The sequence below is a fragment of the Methylobacterium sp. J-088 genome (assembly GCF_022829295.1).
Taxonomy (GTDB): domain Bacteria; phylum Pseudomonadota; class Alphaproteobacteria; order Rhizobiales; family Beijerinckiaceae; genus Methylobacterium.
Genome location: NZ_JAKSYH010000269.1, coordinates 31,459 through 48,017, shown reverse-complemented (window position 1 = coordinate 48,017; position 16,559 = coordinate 31,459). Strand labels below are relative to the sequence as shown.

General features: G+C 68.7%; 13 protein-coding genes. 1 reads left to right on the top strand and 12 read right to left on the bottom strand.

The window, feature by feature from the left end:
• Window positions 1–293 precede the first annotated feature (293 nt).
• From MKK63_RS29865 to MKK63_RS29830, 8 genes are all read right to left on the bottom strand, one after another.
• A complete protein-coding gene (locus tag MKK63_RS29865; protein ID WP_244007983.1) occupies window positions 294–899 on the bottom strand; it encodes a cyclase dehydrase in 606 nt (201 codons plus the stop codon).
• Window positions 900–971: 72 nt separating this feature from the next.
• Entirely contained in the window at window positions 972–2,144 is a 1,173-nt protein-coding gene (locus MKK63_RS29860; protein ID WP_244007981.1) for a zinc-dependent alcohol dehydrogenase, read from the bottom strand.
• Window positions 2,145–2,673: 529 nt separating this feature from the next.
• A complete protein-coding gene (glmU, locus tag MKK63_RS29855; protein ID WP_244007979.1) occupies window positions 2,674–4,050 on the bottom strand; it encodes a bifunctional UDP-N-acetylglucosamine diphosphorylase/glucosamine-1-phosphate N-acetyltransferase GlmU in 1,377 nt (458 codons plus the stop codon).
• A 73-nt stretch (window positions 4,051–4,123) separates the two neighbouring features.
• Window positions 4,124–5,695, bottom strand: coding sequence for an RNA polymerase factor sigma-54 (gene rpoN / locus MKK63_RS29850; RefSeq protein WP_244007977.1), 1,572 nt, complete (start codon window positions 5,693–5,695; stop codon window positions 4,124–4,126).
• A 638-nt stretch (window positions 5,696–6,333) separates the two neighbouring features.
• On the bottom strand, window positions 6,334–6,696 hold the full coding sequence (locus MKK63_RS29845) for a hypothetical protein (protein WP_244007975.1): 363 nt from the start codon (window positions 6,694–6,696) through the stop codon (window positions 6,334–6,336).
• 4 nt (window positions 6,697–6,700) lie between these two features.
• Window positions 6,701–6,931, bottom strand: coding sequence for a hypothetical protein (locus MKK63_RS29840; protein WP_244007973.1), 231 nt, complete (start codon window positions 6,929–6,931; stop codon window positions 6,701–6,703).
• Between the two features lie 103 nt (window positions 6,932–7,034).
• On the bottom strand, window positions 7,035–8,621 hold the full coding sequence (locus MKK63_RS29835) for a glucan biosynthesis protein (protein WP_244007971.1): 1,587 nt from the start codon (window positions 8,619–8,621) through the stop codon (window positions 7,035–7,037).
• 88 nt (window positions 8,622–8,709) lie between these two features.
• Window positions 8,710–9,375, bottom strand: coding sequence for an SCO family protein (locus tag MKK63_RS29830; protein WP_244007968.1), 666 nt, complete (start codon window positions 9,373–9,375; stop codon window positions 8,710–8,712).
• 190 nt (window positions 9,376–9,565) lie between these two features.
• Here MKK63_RS29830 and MKK63_RS29825 point away from each other — a divergent pair, with 190 nt between their 5' ends.
• Complete coding sequence (locus MKK63_RS29825) at window positions 9,566–10,468, top strand: MBL fold metallo-hydrolase (protein ID WP_244007966.1); 903 nt, start codon at window positions 9,566–9,568, stop codon at window positions 10,466–10,468.
• Between the two features lie 31 nt (window positions 10,469–10,499).
• On the opposite strand, the gene MKK63_RS29820 is transcribed toward MKK63_RS29825, so the two are convergent.
• From MKK63_RS29820 to MKK63_RS29805, 4 genes are all read right to left on the bottom strand, one after another.
• Window positions 10,500–12,089, bottom strand: coding sequence for a putative bifunctional diguanylate cyclase/phosphodiesterase (locus MKK63_RS29820; RefSeq protein ID WP_244007964.1), 1,590 nt, complete (start codon window positions 12,087–12,089; stop codon window positions 10,500–10,502).
• A 371-nt stretch (window positions 12,090–12,460) separates the two neighbouring features.
• Window positions 12,461–13,684: an O-antigen ligase family protein gene (locus MKK63_RS29815; protein WP_244007962.1), complete on the bottom strand. Its 1,224-nt coding sequence runs from the start codon at window positions 13,682–13,684 to the stop codon at window positions 12,461–12,463.
• A 94-nt stretch (window positions 13,685–13,778) separates the two neighbouring features.
• Window positions 13,779–15,299, bottom strand: a complete 1,521-nt coding sequence (locus MKK63_RS29810) for a lipopolysaccharide biosynthesis protein (RefSeq protein ID WP_244007960.1) — start codon at window positions 15,297–15,299, stop codon at window positions 13,779–13,781.
• Window positions 15,296–16,519: a glycosyltransferase family 4 protein gene (locus MKK63_RS29805; RefSeq protein ID WP_313901808.1), complete on the bottom strand. Its 1,224-nt coding sequence runs from the start codon at window positions 16,517–16,519 to the stop codon at window positions 15,296–15,298. The genes MKK63_RS29810 and MKK63_RS29805 overlap by 4 nt, the downstream gene beginning before the upstream one ends.
• Window positions 16,520–16,559 lie beyond the last annotated feature (40 nt).

The following is a 16,559-nucleotide window of genomic DNA, read 5'->3' as shown; positions in this document are numbered from 1 at the left end:
CCAGTTGGGCCGACGCGCGTCAAGCGCAGGCGTGCCCGCGGGCATCGCTGTTGGTTTGAGCCTCTCCCTGCTGTCGGCGCGTCGGCCGTTTCCCTGAGTAACCAACCGAAGGGTGTCTTTTCGGACAAGCACATGGCCGGTCGCACGGTTGGCTTGAGCCGGATGCTGAATGGCCGCTAAGGGTGGATTGGAGCCGGTCGGCTTCTGAGCGGCTTTGCCATGAAGCGGACGTCGTTTCCGCCCGCGCTTCCAGCCTAAGGCGGGCAACGGGGACGTCCGCTTCCATGCGAACCTCAGGCGTTAGTGAGCACCCAAGGACGCATAGCCTCTGGGCCGATGATGTCGGGCGGCGGTTTGAAGTCACGTGCCGCGCCCCGCATCGCCTCGGCGCCACGCCGGAAGCCGCTGCGGCGGCGATAATCGCGTCGGACTTTCTCAGACGGAGCGAGCGGCGCGTCCGAGAGGCTCCGTGCACAGATCACATCGACGGCGGTGACGCCGGCCAGAGCCACCAGAGCGATCAGCACATTGTCCTTTCGGGGGTTGTGGCCCTCCAACCCAGGCAGCACCGTGACGATATCGAGCGCGTCCCCGGCCACGCGTGCCGAGATCCAAGGGGTTGGATCGCTTGCACCTAAGATCCCGACCCCTTGCAGGATCTCGCGCACGCCGTACGCTTGGATGATTGCTGCTGAGCGCGGCATCCCGAGCCAGCGTGCGATGGCGCCGCCGCACGCCACTTCCGTCAACCCGAGGCCGATCGAGAAACAACATAAGCCTTGGGCAAGTTCTCTGGTTGAGGGACCCCGCCTTCGGCGCGGATCTGATACGAGATAGCTCGGCAACTCTGAGCGATCAGGAGCACCGCTCCGGCGGCGTTGAGACATGGTCTCGGACATGCTGATTTCCTCGCTGCAGCAGGGATGGCCAAGTGAGCAGGCCCGCCGTAGCGCGACGGGCCGCCGAACCTCTCAGGGTCTGAGCACAACCTTGATGCAGTTGTCCCTCTTGTCGCGGAACGTCTTGTACATCTCGGGCCCTTGTTCGAGCTTGGCCCGGTGAGTGATGACGAAGGAGGGGTCGATCTGACCGTCGGCGATGCGTTTGACGAGGTCGTCGGTCCAACGGTTCACGTGGGTCTGCCCCGTGCGGATGGTCAGTCCCTTGTTCATGAGGGCTCCCATCGGCACCTTGTCGATGAGCCCGCCATAAACGCCCGGGATCGAGAGGATGCCGGCGGGACGGCAGACGTAGATCATCTCGCGCAGCACTGAAGCGCGGTCGCTCTCCAGCATCACCGCCTGCTTGACGCGGTCGTAGGCATGTTCGAGCGCGCGCGGCGAATGTGCCTCCATACCGACCGCATCGATGCACTTCTCCGGGCCCTTGCCGCCCGTGAGTTCGTTCAGACGCTCGACCGTGCTTTCCTGGCTATTGTCGACTGTGATCGCACCGCCAGCGCGCGCCATCTCCAGGCGCTCGGGCACGCTGTCGATGCAGACCACCTGCTTCGCCCCGAGCAGCAGCGCAGAGCGCAGCGTCATCTGGCCGACGGGACCAGCGCCCCAGATCGCGACCGTATCGGTTGGCTGGATATCGGCCTGCACCGCCGCCTGCCAGCCGGTGGGAAAGATGTCGCCGAGGAACAGCACCTGCTCGTCGCTCAGGTTCTCCGGCACCTTGATGTGCGTCTTGTCGGCAAACGGCACGCGGACGTACTCGGCCTGCCCGCCCTGATACCCGCCGGTGAGATGAGTGTACCCGAACAGTCCTGCGGTGGTGTGCCCGAAGGCTTTGTCGGCAATATCCTTGTTGCGGTTCGAGCGTTCGCAGACCGAGAAGAAGCCGCGCTTACACTGGTCGCACTCGCCACAGATGATTGTGAACGGCACGACGATGCGCTCGCCCTTCCTGAGCGCACCGTTGACGCCTTTGCCGGTCTCGACGACTTCGCCCATGAACTCGTGGCCCATGACGTCGCCCTTCTCCATGCCGGGCATGAAGTGGTCGTAGAGGTGCAGGTCCGAGCCGCAGATTGCGCAGGCGGTGACCTTGATGATGGCGTCGCGGTCATGCTCGATTTTGGGGTCCGGGACCGTATCGCAGCGGATGTCCTCAGTGCCATGCCAAACCAGCGCTCTCATGGAACACCTCCTAACGTGTATAAATTTTTCTAACCCCCGGATTTCAGCTCCACTTGTCGGAAGCAGCTTCGGCTTGGAAAGTTTCATGTTCGAACTGCAATAAATCCGAACTCGATGACACTCACTTCGGCGTGTCACCTTGGCCATGATGCCATGCATCAATGGATTTTGCGCGTTGTATAAATTGCCGGCAACCAAATTTGACAAATTTATTTAGGGGGTATGGCCAATAGCTGCCAAGCTGGTCTGGTGCTGTGAAGGAAGACGGCCTGTTCGAAGCGGGCTAGCGCTGAGGATACCTGCTTCGGCGCATGCTTCGACGACCAGCGGCTGCCGTTGAAGGCCAAAAGTAGAGCGTCCGCCTCAGCACGAGAGGCCAAGCCCAGTTTCCGCCCGAGCCGAAGCCATTGGAGATCTGACGAACGGCTGCTTCGGAGAATTGCCGACAGCAGTCCAGACGGCTGGGTTGGGTCGTAACCGGCCGCCGTACGATCAAGCCGCTGGGGAGCAGCCCCCGGATCCCCGCGCCTCAACGCCCCCCGCGCAAGGCCTTCTCGGCGAGCAGCGCCGCCCGCTTCAGCTTGGCCCAGCCGGGCTTCACCGCCTGCCGGCCGCGGGCGACCGCCATGGCGTCCGCGGGAACGTCGTCGGTGATGACCGAGCCGGACGCCACGTAGGCCCCCTCCCCTACGGTCACCGGCGCAACCAGCGCGGCGTTCGAGCCGATGAACGCGTGGGCGCCGATCGTGGTGCGGTGCTTGAGCACCCCGTCGTAATTGCAAGTGATCGTGCCGGCGCCGATATTGGCCTTCGCGCCGATGTCGGCGTCACCGAGATAGGTCAGGTGCGCCGCCTTGGCGCCGGCCCCCATCCGGGCATTCTTCAGCTCGACGAAGTTGCCGAGTTCGGCGCCGGTCTCCAGCACCGCATGGCCTCGCAGGCGCACGAACGGCCCGATCCGGACGCCCGCCTTCAGCTCGGTCTCGGTGAGATGGGCGAAGGACCGCACGGTGCAGCTGTCGCCGATCCGCACGCCCGGGCCGAACACCACGTTGGGCTCCACCATCACGTCGCGCCCGAGCATCGTGTCGTAGCTCAGGAACACCGTTTCAGGGGCGATCAGGGTGGCGCCGCCCAGCATGGCGTTGCGCCGGAGCCGGCCCTGAATCGCCGCTTCGGCGACGCTGAGCTGCACCCGGTCGTTGACGCCCTGCGCCTCCGACTCGTCCACCGGCACGACGGTGACCGACAGGCCGTCCGCCACCGCGAGCGCCACCGCATCCGGCAGGTAGTATTCGCCCGCGGCGTTGTCGTTGCCGATGCGGGTGAGCAGCGACAGGGCATGCCGCCCGGACAGCACCATCAGCCCGGCATTGCACAGGGTGACGGCCCGTTCCGCCGCGCTCGCATCCTTCTCCTCGCGGATCGCCAGGACCCGGCTACCCTCGGTCAGTACGCGCCCGTACCCAGCGGGCGACGGGCTCTCGAAGGCCAGAACCGCGATGGCCGCACCCTCGGCCAGCGGCGCGCGCAGCCTCAGCAAGGTCTCGGCGGTGACGAGCGGCGTGTCGCCGAACGCAATGACCACGTCGTCGTCGGGATCGGCGAGCACGTCGCGGGCCGCCAGCACCGCGTGGGCGGTGCCCAGACGCTCGGCCTGCGGGAAGATCTGCGCGCCGGGGGCGGCCTTCGCGATCTCGGCGGCGACATCGTCGCGTCCGGGCTCGGCCACAACGGCGATCCGCCCGGCGCCGGCCGCCTGCACGGCGGCCAGGACATGGCCGAGCATGCTCCGGCCGGCGATCCGGTGGAGCACCTTCGGCAGATCCGAACGCATCCGCGTGCCCTTCCCGGCCGCGAGCACGATGGCGGTGAGGCTGCGCGGGGGCGTTCCGGTCGGAGTCATCGCGGGTCCAGGCGTCGTCAGGGCGCGCCACGGATGGGCCGGACCGGCGCGCCGCGCAAGCCCGGCCGTTGGCTCAGCGCAGGGCCAGGGCGGCGTGGTGGCCCGAGCCGTGGGCGAAATGCTCCCGGCGGCGTTCGATCGAACTCGGGATCCGGAGGGATTCCCGATATTTGGCCACGGTTCGCCGGGCGATGTCGACGCCCTCGCCGCGCAGCTTCTGCACGAGCGCATCGTCGGACAGCACGTCGTTCGGCGTCTCGCCGTCGACCAGTTGCTTGATCCGATGGCGCACGGCCTCCGAGGAATGGGCCGCCGCGCCGGCGGCCCCCGGGATCGCCGCGGTGAAGAAGTATTTCATCTCCAGCGTGCCGCGGCTGGTGCCGATCGCCTTGTTGGAGGTGACCCGCGAGACGGTCGATTCGTGCATGCCGATCGCCTCCGCCACCGTCTTCAGATTGAGCGGACGCAGATGCGTCACGCCGTACACGAAGAACCCGTCCTGCTGGCGGACGATCTCGGTGGCGACCTTCAGGATCGTGCGGGCGCGCTGCTCCAGGGAGCGGGTCAGCCAATTGGCGTTCTGCAAAGCCTCCGACAGGAAGGCCTTGTCGCCATCGGCGTTCGCCCCGCGCACCACCCGGGCGTAATAGCTCTGGTTGACGAGGACCCGCGGCAGGGCCTCGCTGTTCAGCTCGACCAGCCAGGAGCCGTCCGACGCCGCGCGCACGAACACGTCGGGGATCAGCACCTCCGCGGCGTGCGAGCCGAACGCCCGGCCGGGCTTCGGATCGAGCCGGCGGATCTCGCCCAGCATGTCGACGAGATCCTCGTCGTCCACGCCGCAGAGGCGGCGCAGCCCGGCGAAATCGCGCTTGGCCACGAGGTCGAGGCGCGAGACCAGCGCCTGCATGGCCGGGTCGAACCGGTCGCGCTCGCGCAGCTGGATCGTGAGACATTCGGCGAGGTCGCGGGCGGCGACGCCGGGCGGATCGAACGCCTGTACCAGGGTCAGGACCCGCGCCACGGTCTCGGGCTCGGCGCCGAGGCGCTCGGCCACGCCTTCGACCGTTTCGCGCAGGTATCCCGCCTCGTCCACCGCATCGATCAGGAAGCCGCCGATCAGCCGCTCCATGGGGTTGCGCGTGGCGAGATCGAGCTGGCCGGCGAGATGGTCCCGCAGGGAGGTCTCCGCCGTCAGGGTGGCTTCGAAATCCGGGGCCTCCGCGTCGAAGCTGCCGCCGCTGCTGCCGTAGGGTGGCGGCGTGAGCGAGAGCATGTCGCCGCCGCCGATCTCCCGCGCCTGGAGCGGCGCGTCGTCTGGAAAGACGTTGTCGAGGCGCGTGTCGAAATCGCCCTCGATCTCGCCGCGGCTCGGATTAAGCTCGTTCGACAGCCATGAGTCGGGCTCGGCGGTCTCGAAGCCGTCGCCCGCTCCATCCTCGACGTAGGCCGGTTCGGCTGCTTCGCCGGCGCCGGTCGGCTCGGGCTCGGCCCGTTCGAGGAGGGGGTTTCGCTCCAGTTCGGCCTCGACATAGGCGGCGAGGTCGAGCTGCGAGAGTTGGAGAAGTTTGATCGCTTGCAGGAGCTGCGGCGTCATCACCAGGGCCTGGCCCTGACGCACTTCCAGCCGTTGCACCAAACTCATACGAGGCCCCGATGCCCTTCCAGCGCGGTTAGCCGGCCACCGCCGAGTGCGTGGCGGCATGAATCTTGCTTGAGTTAGTTTCTCATCTGTAGACCGATCGCGGCCGAACGTCAAAGCGTGTGCACGGCCGGGCGCTGCCGCCATGAGCCTCGGGGCTCGGCGCGTGGCGGAACAGACTGTTCCGCCCGTGTCTCCGGCACCCTAGAGGCTTTCGTTTAAGGAAGTTTGGCGCGGTTTTTCCGGCGTCGAACGCTCCGTTCCGCTGAGGTTATCCCCACTCGATTGCAGCGGAAATCGTTTGATCGCGGATGCAGTGACGGCGTGACACGCGATCCGCCTGCACGCATGAACCGACTGCTGCCGCAGAACGGGGCCGTCAGCTCACGGCGGCAGGTCTCGTCCGGGAGAGTCTCCGGGCCTGATTGCGCGCCGTGCGGACCGCGTCGAGAAACGATCGACCGTCCCGTCGGCTCGGTGCTGATCGCGATCGCACTTGTTCTCCCGCATACGGATTTCGGCGCTGTCGGTCGACGCATCCGCGTGCCGGCCCAGCGGCACTGGGGGCGCGATCGCCCTGGAGGACGCGGGCTGGTCCTACGGTCCTGCGGAGGCCGGGTACGGCTGCCAGATGCGGCCGTTCACCAACCGCAGTTCGGAACAGGCGGCTGCGCCTTCGCCAAAGCCGACTTCTCGATCTGCACCATGGCGCCCCAGGCGTATTTCTGCGCGTGGGGCGTGACGTTGGCGAAAAGGCAGCCGAGCTGAAAATGGGTCGCGCCCATCTCACCCGAGAAGGCCATGCAGTCGACGAAGGTCCAGGTCGTGGGGACCGGGGTCATCGAGCGCCAGCGCGGCATCGCCACCGGCGAACAGACTTTCACGGCGCCGGTCGACGCGTCCGCATTGAGGGCGTCCCCAGGCGCCTGGGCCGCCGCGGACCCCAGGGTCAGGGCGAGCGGGAACAGCGCAGCACAGGCGCGGAGTTGGCCGTATCGCATCATGGGGTCAGTGCATCGTCCGCCAGAGGGTCGCGAGGATCGCGAAGCCGACGAGATTATAGAGGATCGCCCACAGCCAGACACCCAGGATCGCGCGGCTCGGCTGCCGCGGCCGCTGCCGGCCGAGGCGCAGGCGGTTGCGATCCTCGGGCGTCGGCCAGATCGCGTTCTTGGGCGCCCGGAGCAGGCGCGTCAGCGTCTCGGGCAGGTGCGGGCCGGGCGGTCGCTCGCCGTTCATGACGGCCTCGGATGCGGCGATGGGCGGACCGCGGTCGCGGCCCGTGCCCGGCTTCTACAGGGGGCCGCCCCGGCGCGGCAATGCAGCCCGCACCGCCGGTCGGCTAAAGAACCGTTCCCGGGGCCTCCGGATCGTAACGGTAGGCCCAGGTTTCGGAGAGCAGCCTGTCGCCAGACTTCAACTGGAGCCGCATCTCGACCGGCTCCGGCCCCTCGGCATAGACCTTGAAGAAGACCCGCCAGGGGCTCGGCTTGCCGTAGGGCGCCCAGGTGGCGCCGACCTCCTCGGCGCTGCCGCGCGAGAGCGTCAGCGTGACCCTGGCCTTTTCCGGATCGAGCCCTGCCAGGGCTGCGCCCTCGAATTCCAGCACGAATTGCCGCCCGAGGTTGGCCCGGCCCGGGCGGCGATCGGACTCGGCGAGCCATGAGGCCTTCATCGCCCGCGTGGCGACGCAGCGGGCGAGATCGGTCGCGACCGGTTCCTGCACGGTCCAGCGCAGACGGTAGGCGAAGCTGCGCTCGTCCCCGGCCTTCGGCGGATCGGCCGGCACCCACATGGCGCCGATGTTGTCGTCGGTCTCCTGGTGGGTCGGGATCTCCACGAGTTGCACGCTGCCCGGCCCCCAATCCCCCTGCGGCTCGACCCAGATGTCCGGCCGGTTCTCCTCGAACCCGTCGTCGATGTAGTGGTCGAACACCCGGTCGCGCTGGAGCAGGCCGAAGCCCTTGGGCGATCGGTCCGCGAAGGCGCTGACACTCAGGCGCGGGGGGTTGTTGAGCGGGCGCCAGATCAGCTCCCCGGCCCCGGTCTGCATCAGCAGCCCGTCGGAATCGTGCACCTCCGGCCGCCAGTCGCTGGCGACGAACCGGCTGATCCCCTCCGAGTACCAGAGCATCGAGGTCAGCGGCGCCACGCCGAACCGCTCCACGCTCCGGCGCATGTAGAGCGTGCAGGCGACGTCGATGACGACGTGGGGCTCCTTGCGGGCGACGAAATGGTAGGCGCCGGTCAGGCTCTGCCCCTCCAGCAGGGCGAGCACCGTGACAGCCCCGTCGGCGGCCGGGCTCACGTAGAACCGGGTGAAGACCGGGAACTCCTCGGTCTTGCCCGGGCCGGGCGCCGTGTCGATGGCGATGCCCCGGGCCGAGGCGCCGTACTGCGCCCCGTCGCCTGCGGCGCGGAAGTAGGACGCGCCGAGGAAAGCCAGCCAGTCCCCGTCGTCGCCCGGCTGGCCGGCCGGGAACTTCTGGTAGCGGAAGCCCGCGAAGCCGGCGCCGTCCGGCACGTCCTTGGCGGGGTTGCCGGGCGGGTAGCTGAACAGGTCGTGGCTGTAGAGCACCGGGCGGGCCTGCCCGCCTTCGAGCGCGTAGATCTGCACCGGGTGCCGGAAGAAGTTTCCGAGGTGGAAGAAGGTCACCGGATAGGCGCTGTCGGCGTAGAGCGCGTGAGCCGGCGGATAGCGGATTTCCTGCAACGGCCCGTACGTGAGGGCGTCGAGGGCCTTCGGGGCGGGCGCCTCCGGCGGCGGGCTGTAGGGCCGGTCGCGCAGGCTGCGGGCGAGAGCCTTCAGCCGGTCGAGATCCATCGGCTCGGGCGGGCCCAGCCGCGGCCCGGCGGCGGCGAGCGCGGGCTTCGGGAACGGCGCAAGGGCCAGGAGCCCGAGGGCGGTCAGGACGCGACGCGTGATCAAGCGAGAGCCTCGGAGATTCGGCCGGGCCACGGGGGCGATGCCGCCCTCTATCCAGCCCGGAGCGGCGGCGCAATTTCCCTGATGCAGCTCAGCTCCGCGGCCCGCAGGTGCCCGTGGGGCCGTCCGTCGACCAGAGTTCGGCGCCGCCGCCGGGGGCACACTGCCCGGGCAGCGCCAGGGTGATCAGCTTGGACAGCGCCCGATTCTCGTCCTCGCCGTAGCCGATCTCCCCGACCATGCGGCCGGTCTTGTCGAACAGCGCGACGGTGGCCGAGTGCTCCATCGTGTAGTCGCCATCCTTCGTCGGCACGCGACGGTAGGCGACGTGGTAGGCATCGGCCATGCGGGCGACCTGATCCGGCGTGCCGACGAAGCCGCGGATGCGGGGATCGAACGAGACGAGATAGTCCCGCAGCGACTCGGGCGTGTCGCGCTCCGGGTCCAGGGTGACGAACACCACGTTGATCCTGTCCGCGTCCCGCCCCATCCGGCCGAGCGCCCCCGACAGGGTGGCGAGCGTGGTCGGGCAGACCTCCGGACAATGGGTGAAGCCGAAGAACAGGGCGGTCGGCTTGCCGAGGAGGTCGGCCTGGCTCACCGGATTGCCGTCGAGATCCGCCATGACGAAGGTCCCGCCGACCCTGCGCGGATGGCTGAACCGCGAGCCCTGCTGGGCGACGATCGCCCCGGTTCCGGCGGCGACGAGGCCGATCAGGGCAGCGGAAGCGATGAGGGCGATCGGACTCGGTGCCATGCTATGACCTACGACGGCGCGTCGATGCCCGTCATATGGGGTCGCCGTCGATCGGCGCGATGCTGCGCGGGGTCGCAACCGGGGGAACACCCATAGGGGCGGCCGGTTGCCCGGTCGAGAGCCGGTGCCGCCGCTCTGCCGGCCTCCGCCCGCAGCTTTCCCCTTCCCCTCCGAGGCAGGAGCCGCCGCCATGGCCCAGCAAATCCCCGTCGACCCGGAAGCCAGGGCCGATGATCCGCGGCGCGACGCCGAGCGGGACGATGAAACGCACGCGCTCACCGACGACGTCGCCTATCGGCGCCTCGTCCTCGTGAACGTGGTGTTCGTCGGCGATCCCGGCGCGGGGGATCGCGGCTGGGTCTTGGTCGACGCCGGCGTGATGGGTGGCAAGCGCGCCATCCTGTCGGCCGCCGAGGCACGCTTCGGCGCCGGTGCGCGCCCCGCCGCCATCGTGCTGACCCACGGCCACTTCGATCATGTCGGCGTGCTGGAGGATCTGGCCTCCGAATGGGATGTCCCGGTCTACGCGCACGCGCTGGAACGGCCCTATCTCGACGGCAGCGCCTCCTACCCCACGCCCGATCCGAGCGTCGGAGGCGGGCTGCTCGGCCGCCTCTCGCCGCTCTACCCGACCCGGCCGGTGGACGTCTCCGGACGATTGAAGTCCCTGCCGGAGGATGGCTCGGTCCCGCCCCTGCCGGGCTGGCGCTGGCTTCATACGCCGGGCCATGCGCCGGGGCATATCTCGCTCTGGCGCGCGGCGGATCGCACGCTGATCGCGGGCGATGCCTTCGTGACGGTGGCCCAGGAATCGGCCTACGCGGTGGCGCTTCAGGAGCCGGAGCTGCACGGCCCGCCGATGTACCTGACGATCGACTGGGACGCGGCGCGCACCTCCGTGCGGGCGCTCGCCGCCCTCGAACCCGAGCGGGTGATCACCGGCCACGGCCGTCCTCTCCAGGGGTCGGAAATGCGACGCGCCCTGAATGTCTTGGCGGCGGATTTCGACCGCGTGGCGGTCCCGAAGCACGGGCGCTTCGTCGTGGCGCCCCTGCGCGCCGAGGACGGCTCGGCCTACAGGGACGAGCGGTGAGCGCGTTCCCGTACGCCGCGCTGCCCCGCGCTCAGGACGCCCGCGCCAGTTCCTCGGCTGCGGGCGGCGCGTAGGACGACTCGTTGGCCGGGCACAGGATGTCGTCCATCTCGGATTTCGGCATCGCGCGACCGAACAGGTAGCCCTGGCCGAAATGGCAGCCCTGGTCCGAGAGCCAGTCCAGGCTCGCATCGGTCTCGATGCCCTCCGCCGTCGTGGTGAGGCCGAGGCTGGTGCCGAGCTTGATGATGGCGTCGACGAGCTTGGCGCGCTCGTCGCTCATCGTGATGGCGTCGACGTAGCTCCGATCGATCTTCAGCTTGTCGAACTTCAGCTCGCGCAGATGGTAGAGGCTCGAATAGCCGGTGCCGAAATCGTCCAGCGCGATGCGCACGCCGAGCTGCCGCAGCGACAGGAGCGTCGCGCGCGTCGCCTCCAGATCCTGGATCAGGGCGCTCTCCGTGATCTCGACTTCCAGCCGCTGCGGCGGGAAGCCTGTCTCGGTCAGGATCGCCAGGATGCGCTGGGCCAGCCACGCGTCCTGGAACTGGTGAGGCGCGATGTTCACCGCCAGGACCAGATGGGACGGCCAAGCTCGGGCGTCGAGGCAGGCGCGGCGGATCAGGTTGTAGCTGAGATCGGCGATCATCCCGGTCTCCTCGGCAACGGAGATGAATTCCGAGGGCGCGATCAGGCCGCGGACCGGATGGCGCCACCGGGCCAGCACCTCGACGCCGACGATGTCCTTGCCGGGCAGCGAAACCACGGGCTGGTAGAAGGGCTCGATCGCCCCCGTCTCGATCGCGACGCGCAGCTCCGCCTCGGTCCGGGCGCGGGCACGCAGTTCCTCGTCCATGGTGCTGCGGAAGAAGCGATAATTGCCGCGTCCGTCCTTCTTGCCCTGATACATGGCGAGATCCGCCGCGTGCAGCACCGCATCGGAATCCGCATGCTCCGCGGCCACGATGGCGACCCCGACCGTGGCGCCGACCTTGAGGTCGTTCTGGTTCCACGAGACCGGCTCGGAGATGGCGGTGATCACCGCCTGGGCGAGGCGCGTCAGCCCTTCGCTGCCGTGCTCGACCGGAACCAGCATGGCGAACTCGTCGCCGCCGAGCCGGGCGGCCACGCCGCCGGCGGGCAGGAGCTGGTTCAGGCGCTCGGCCACGGCGCACAGGACGGCGTTGCCGGCAGCATGGCTATAGAGGTCGTTGACCGGCTTGAACCGGTCGAGATCGATCAGCAGGACGGCCGCGGTCGGCTCGGTGCTGACCTTAGCATGCGCCCGTGCCACCGCGTCGATGAACCGGCGCCGGTTGGCGAGACCCGTGAGCCCGTCGTGCCGGGCGATCGCTTCGGCCTGCGCGGCCGACGCGTCGCGCTCCAGCATCAAACGGCGCAGCAGGATCGACTTGCGAACGGCCGCGCCGCACATGGCCACGCCCATGCAGGCAGCCAGCATCAGCAGGTCGTTGAGCTGATAGTCAGAGATGAGTCTGCTGAGGGAGTCGAAGGTCCCGAGGTTGACGCCGACGAACCAGATGCCGGCGCCGATGATCAGCAGGCACAGTGTCTCGTACAGCTCGCCCCGGCCCCACGCGTTCGACGTTTCGCTCGGCATGTTTTGCGCCCAATCTCCGACGCATTACAAGAGCACGAAAAGTGCTAAAAGGCTGTGAATTCAGTCCTCACTAAGTCGTGGTTGCCAATTAACGATGGTCGGCATTGCCGGAGATGGGGGATGAACCGAGTCTCGTTCGCCACCGCGTAAGCGTGAGGCTTGGCCTTGAAGCTTGGCTTCGGCGCCTGTTGCCAGCCTGGCCCCTATCTCGGCGTCAAAGTGGGGTCGTGGCTCTGGTGTGACGGCCGCACAGCCGCCGCCGACGCGACCGTCAAGCGGACCCGTCTTCGCAGATCCGGGTAGCACATGGCTTATCCGGTCCCCTGGACGCTTCACGAGCGTGAAACTCGCTCCGGACCGGCGCCGGCCCGTCACCGGGCCTGGGGGCCTACCGCCTCGGGCGAGCGGGCGAGCGAGGCCAGAATGAACGCCATGAAGAACAGGAAGTATTGATTGACCGAGAGTTCTTCGAACATCATCGACGGGATGAGAAATAGGGCGCTGTAGAACAGGAACGGCCCGAACCGCCCCGGCGCCGACAGGATCCGCACCAGTCCGGCGATCAGCAGCAGGGCGACGGCGATACCGTTCTGGAGGGCCAGCGAGACGAATCCGTTATGCGGGGTCACGAGGCCGGTCAGCGCCTTCAGCTCCTCCCGACGGGCGATCTCGCCGACGCCGAACGGATAGGCGACGACGAGGCGCAGAGCCGTGATGCCGGAGAGGAACCGCTCGTCGAAATTTTCTGACACGTTGTGATCGTCGGCGAACCGCTTCTCGATCGCCTGCGCCAACGCGTTGGGCAGCGGGATCTCCCCCGTCAGCGACCATCCAACCAAGAGGATCGCCAGCACGCCGAGCACGCCCAGGACCATCGAAGCCTTGAGGTTGCGCCGCATCAGCAGGGCGAAGACGATGAGCGGCATGAACAGGCCGGCCCGGTTGTTGGTCAGCGGGAAGCTCGCCATCAGGGCGACGAAGTAGAGGACGTAGATCGCCTTGAGCCGGTAGCGCAGGCTCAGGATCAGCGCCGCGACGCCGCCCAGCGCGAAGACATGGCCAGTCTCGTTGCCCGAAGCCCAGAGGCCGCCCTGCTTGTCCTCGACGAACAGCTTCAATTCCTCGTCCAGGCCATCGGTCGGCACGGCGAGGCCGAAGCGTTCCAGCGGCACCCCCGAGGATGCGAGCAGCAGGATCGCCAGGGACGCCAGCAGGCCCGCGAGCAGGCCGGCGCAGAAGGCGTCCTCGACGCGATGATCCCGGAACAGGACCAGCAGGATGAAGGCCTGCACGACGTAGAGCAGCAGGATGAGCGTCAGGTAGACGTCGCCCGCCTGCTTGTGCGCCTTGAGGAGCATGGAGACGCCGACCAGGGCGAGGACCGCACCGAGGGGCGCGATGCTGCGGAGCGCCTCCGTGATGACGGGCCGGCGCAGCCCCAGCCAGGGGATGAGCAGGAACGGCATCAGGTCGGACAGGCGCTGGAACGGCAGCCCGAAGCTCGACGTCAGCACGTTGAACTGCAGCGCCGCCCCGAGCAGGAAGACGGCGGCGCGCTGCGACCCGACGGAGACCGCCGGGATCGTCGCTGCCATCGGTGCTGCTTGTCCCGCCATGGTGCCGATCCGTTCAGAGCGCGCCGATCCCGGGCCACCACCCTCGCGCACAAAGGTTGGCGGAGCGTGGAGATCAGGTGGTCCGGCGCAGGAAGAAGCCGAGGGCGGAGCTGACCGTGTCCCGCATGAAGACCTGGGCGAGGCCGGCATAGGCCAGGATGCCGATGCCGACCGCAACGAACAGGCCGAGCCTGTCGCCGAGTGCGGCATGGATCGGATCCTGGATCAGCAGCACGAGGGCTGCCATCGCGGCGGAGCAGGCGGTGACCGGCAGGAGCGCCCGGGCAAGCTGGCGGTTGCTCACCGGCACGATCCGGCCCACCGCCGACACGATCGCCGGCGTGAACAGGTAGGCGCGCGCCACGTGCCCGGCGACGAGGGCGACGAGGCCGAGCGGCGCGGTCACCACGGCGGCCACCGCACCGAGGCCGAACTGCGCGCCGGCCAGCCGCAGCGCCGTGCCGTTGCGCCCGAGCGCCGTGAAGATCATCCACAGCATCGAGGTCGCGACGAATTCGGGCGCCAGGAGCGCCAGGATCCGCAGCACCGGGGCCGCGTCGTGCCATTGGTCGCCGAACAGGAACGGGATCAGCGTCGGCGCGACCGCCGCCATGCCGAGGAAGGCCGGCACCGCCACGAAGCACGATGCCACCGTGAAGGTCTGGAAGGCGGCCGCCAGTTCGTCCGGCCGGTCCTGCAGCCGGGCATAGGTGGTCAGGCCGACGGTCGTGAGCGGGATCACCGCCACCTGGCTCACGAGGTCGATGCAGCGCCACGCGAGTCGCAGGTAGCCGATATCGGCGGCCGACAGGAAATAGGCCGCGATGACCTCCTGGCTGCGGATCGAGAGAACGAGCAGCAGGTACGTGCAGAACACCCGCGAGCCGAAGGCGATCTGGCTCCGGGCCGCCGCGAGGTCGACGCGGCGCGGCGGCACCCAGCGCGACGCCGCCCAGGTCAGCAGCGTCGTGGCGGTGGTTGCGACGAGGCGCTGCACCACGAGGCTCCAGACGCCGTAGCCGGCATAGGCCATCGCCAGGGCGACCGCCCCGCCGGCGAGGTTGGCGCCGAGCGCCCGCAGGGCGAGCTTGCGGAAGCCGAAACTGCGCTGCAGGCGGGCTTCGTGGATCGCCCCCGCGGCCGTGATGACGAAGCAGATCGAGAGGGCGGACAGGACCGGGCGCAGCTCCGGCATATCGAAGATCCAGGCGATCGGGCCGGCGGAGGCCGCCAGCGCGACCGCGCAGAGGAACCCGGTGCCGAGCATCACCCAGAACGCGGTGGCGGCGAAGGTCTCGTCGAGATCGGCCCGCTGGACGACCGCGTCCGGCAGGCCGCAGCGCGCCACGATCTGCAGGATGTCGATGAACACGACCGCGATCGCCACCATCCCGAACTCGGCCGGGGCGATGAGCCGCGCGAGCACGAGGAACACGCCGAAGCTCAGCACGACGTTGCCCACGGAGGCGAGCGCCACCCAACGCGCCGCCGCGAAGGACCGTCCGGTCACCTCCGCGCCGGTCGGGCCCGGCACGAAATCGGAGGCATCGGCCGCTGCGGCGGCCTCGGTGAGCGTCGGCGTGCCGGCGGTCACGACCGGGCCGCCCGACGCTCGGCCACGAGCTCGGCGTAGAGGTCGATGTACTTCTCGGCGACGCGCTCCGAGGTCGATTCCTGGATGACGTGCTGAAAGCTGCGCTCGTCCGGCAGGTCGCCCCGGCCGCGGGCGATCACGGCCGACAGGCGCGCGGCGAGGTCGGCATCATCGCCGGGCGTGAACAGCCAATCGGCATTGTCCTCGCCGATCAGCTCGGGGATCCCGCCCGAGGCCGCGCCGATCACCGGCACGCCCATCGTATAGGCCTCGTAGATCGTCCGCGGTGACGGCTCCGCCCAGAACGAGGGCACGACGAGCACATCGATCTCGCTCAGGAAATCGGCGGGCTGGGCCCAGCCGACGAACGCCACCGGCAGGCCCTCGGCCTGTGCCTTGAAGCGCTCGATCGAGTCGTCCATCGCATGCCCGGCCACGAGGCAGCGCCAGTTGCCGGGGCCGATCCGCTTGAAGGCGTCGATCAGCGTGCCGACGCCCTTCTCGGTGTTGATCCGGCCGAGATAGCCGAAGGTCATCGGCTTGCCGGTCCGGTCGATCGTGCGGCGCGCCTCCGGATCACCCTCCGGGACGGTGCAGGAGTAGAAAATGACCCGGCGGCGTTCCGGCGCCAGATGCGTGAACAGGCCGTGATTGACGTGGGTTTTCAGGATCTCCGTCCCGACGCTGACGACCGCGTCCACCGAACGGTTGGTGATCTGCTTGCCGGCATTGACCACCTTGCAGCCGAGGTGCCAGCGATCGCAGGGCTTGCCGTTCTTGAACATGGCGGCGTTGCCGCAGATCAGATCGTACTCGCAGACCGTGTGGACGATCGGGATCCCGCGCTTGGCCGCCTCGCGCCAGACCAGGGTCGAGACGTCGAGCAGCGAGTGCGTGTTGACGATGTCGGGCTTGAAGTCGTCGAGGACCCGGCCGAACTCGGCCGCAATCGCAAAGTTCCACTGCTGCTTGAGCTTCGCCCAGGCGCGGCCGAAGCGGCTCGCCTTGGGCCAGTCCTCCAGCCAGAAATCGTTGTGGTGCGCCATGCGGTAGACGGTGACGCCGCCGCGCACGCTCTTCGGCTCCGGCTCCCGGGCGATGCAGGCCGCCGCCACCGTGTGGCCCGCCGCGACCAGCTCCTCGGCGAGGTGCTCGACCGAGCGCTCGGCGCCGCCGACGATGTAGGGCGGGTAGAGGGCGCTGAGGTGCAGGATCCGCAGCGGGCCGGTCGCGGCGCGCAGGGACGCGGCGTCCGGCGCC